This window comes from Mycobacterium sp. TH-M15, from assembly GCF_057473705.1.
Map to the genome: position 1 here is coordinate 1 of NZ_JBYCLB010000607.1, position 2,692 is coordinate 2,692.

Annotated in this window: 2 protein-coding genes and 1 pseudogene; all 3 read right to left on the bottom strand. The window is 70.5% G+C overall.

The features are described from left to right. Positions 1 to 297 precede the first annotated feature (297 nt). Positions 298 to 1,391: pseudogene (locus tag AC2VNT_RS14865) on the bottom strand (DUF4153 domain-containing protein). After that, positions 1,291 to 1,665 carry a hypothetical protein gene (locus AC2VNT_RS14870; protein ID WP_486947586.1) on the bottom strand — a complete coding sequence of 125 codons (375 nt, stop codon included), beginning with the start codon at positions 1,663 to 1,665 and terminating at the stop codon, positions 1,291 to 1,293. Before AC2VNT_RS14870 ends, AC2VNT_RS14865 begins: the two are co-directional and overlap by 101 nt. 180 nt (positions 1,666 to 1,845) lie before the next feature. Next, positions 1,846 to 2,658, bottom strand: a complete 813-nt coding sequence (locus AC2VNT_RS14875) for a glycoside hydrolase family 16 protein (protein ID WP_486947587.1) — start codon at positions 2,656 to 2,658, stop codon at positions 1,846 to 1,848. Between the last annotated feature and the right edge of the window lie 34 nt (positions 2,659 to 2,692).

The window sequence follows — 2,692 nt, forward strand, 5'->3', positions numbered from 1 at the left end:
CAAGGGCGCGAGCCCCTAATCAGTCACCGACACGATCCGAATCGGTCACACCAGACCCCCACCAAGTCGGAAGAGCCCCTTAACGGTCCCTCGTACCCAGCCGAACTGCGCCCGTACCGTAGCCGTACCCCAGCCGTATGCCAGATGCCCTGAATACGCTGGTAGAACTGCAATTCCGCTTAGCCGAAACGGCCTCTAGCTCGGTCTTTGCGAACACCCGTTCGCCCACGGAAATAGCTTCCCAAGCTGAATACGCGGGTTCGATTCCCGTCATCGGCTCCGAAGACGGGCGGGGCGCTACCGCCCGCAGGCCCACCCGGGATGGTCCGGAGCGTCCACCGCTCGCGCCCGCCAGCGGGACCAGTTGAACTGGTACCACGGCCTGGTGGCGGCGGCCCGGTGCTGCACGCAGCTGCGGATCGGCTCCGGCAGTTCCGCGATCACCGGCAGCGCGTCGGTCGACAGCCCCGACAGGTACCCGGTGTCGATGTCTCCCGTCTGCTGGTAGCGGTCGATGTTGCGCTGCGCGATCAGCCGATCCGGGTTGGTGGCGGCCAGCCCCAGCAGCGCCACCACCCCGGCGGTCAGCACGGCGCGCGGCAACCAGCTCGCCGACATCCGCAGCCCGGCCACGACGATCAGCACAAGCACCACACCGAACCACAACTCGACGGTGATCACCAGCAGCCGCAGCTCGGTGAACCCGTACGCCTGTTGGTACAGCCACATCCGGTGCACCGCGGAGGCGACCACCACCACCGACAGCGCGCACAGCAACCCGACCAGCAGCCGGATCCACCGGCGGTCCGCCGGGGTGACCCGCTGCGCCACCGTCAAGGTCACCGCGATCACCAGCAGCGTCAGCGCCGACACCATCAGCAGCTGCCAGAAACCCTGCCGGGCGTATTCGGCGTAGGTCAGCCCCGCGGTGTCGAGCACGTGGCGGTGCCCACCGAACAACACCGTCGCCTGCACGATCACAAACGCGGCGAACACGGCGTCGAGCGCGGCCAGCGCGGCACCGCCCACTCCCAGCGCGCGACCGCCACGGCGGGTCCGGGCAGCGCGGTATCCAGCCGCGGCGGGAACCGGATCAGGTAGCCGCCGAACAACACGAACACCGCCACGACGGCGAACACGACGGCGCGGGCCACGAACTCGGCCAGGTCCAGCTGCGGCACCAGCGCACCGAGAACGTGCGCGAACGCCGCATCCGCGCTGGCGAACAAGCCACCGAACGCGGCCACCAGCAGCACCGTGGTGCCTGCCACGACACCCAGCCGCGGCAGGTTACCGAGGTCGCCGGGCAACCGAACCCGCGCCAGACCGCGGTGCGTCCACCCCAGCACCCGGGCGGGCAGTGCCCAGGCCACCAGCGGCCCGAGGAACACCGCAGCCCAGCTGCGCCCCCCCGGCGAAGGTGCACCAGCCGACGATCCAGGCGGCCGTCGCACACAGCGCATCCAGCCACGAGGCCGCCAACACCGCCGGCACCGTGAGCAACGCCATGGTCATCACGATGCCGGCCCACTCCTGACCGGTCGGGGACCGTCTGGCGGTGCCGTAGACCGAGCCGAAGACCAGCGCGCCGGCCACCGGGTAGCCGATGCTGAACACCGTGATCCGCCAGACCAGCGTGCCGAGCAGCGCAGCGGCCACCGCCACGGCCAGCACGCGACGTGGGGCGGCGGCCAGCGGCTGAAGCGGCCAGATTCGGTGCGGCCAGATCGTCCACCCGGATTCGCCGCGCTGCGGCGGGTACGGGCCGGCCGGCGGCGGGGCGGATCCGGCATCGGCAGTGTCATCGCGTACCTCCCCGCGGCGAGACCGACACCTCGCGCCGGCTCACCACACCCGGATCCAGTCGATCAGCATCTCCGCCGGGTAGCTGCCCAGGCTCGGGTCACCCCCGCCGGAGCCGGCGACCGCCAGGTTGAACACCGGAAACATCCGGTAGCCGGGGTCGTTGAAGCACCAGTCGGCGATCGAGCCGGCCGGGACGGTGAAGTACGGCGACGCGCCCTCGACGTGGTCTTTCCAGAACCGGATGCCGGCCTCGTCCCACTGGCATCGCCAGCTGTGCCAGCCGCTGTCCATCGCGACCTGGGTGGTCGCCCACTCGGCGCCGTTCGGCTTGGTGTGCACGGTGGTCCCGGACGGCCAGCTGCCGTTGCCGTACCACTCCAGGATGTCGATCTCGCCGTGGTCGTCGTTGCCCAGCCAGAACGCGGGCCAGCAGCCGGCGGTGAGGCAGTTGAGCTTGATCCGCGCCTCCCAGGTGTGGCCGATCCCGCCGCTCCACGGACTCTGCACCTTGCCGCCGTAGAAGGTCTTGCCGTCCTTCGCCGCGCGCAGCACCAGGTTGGACTTGCCGTCCAGGAAGACGTTCTGCCGGTCGTCGCGGTACTCCCCGACGTTGCCCGGGAGCTCCCAGTACGTCGGATCCTTCATCGACTCGCGGGCCGTCGCCACCACCCATTTCGCCGGGTCGGGGGCGGAGCCGGCCGGGCCGTCGAACTCGTCGTCGAACAGGTAGCTGCCGGGGGCGGCCGGCGGCGGGTAAGCCGGGTGCGCCTGCCCCTCCGGCAGCCGGATCGCGGCGGCCAGCACGCCGAACCCGGCCGTCACCATCATCGTGCGCCGATCCACCGCTGCCATCACTCGATGTAAGCATGCCGTCGGCGTCTGGCAC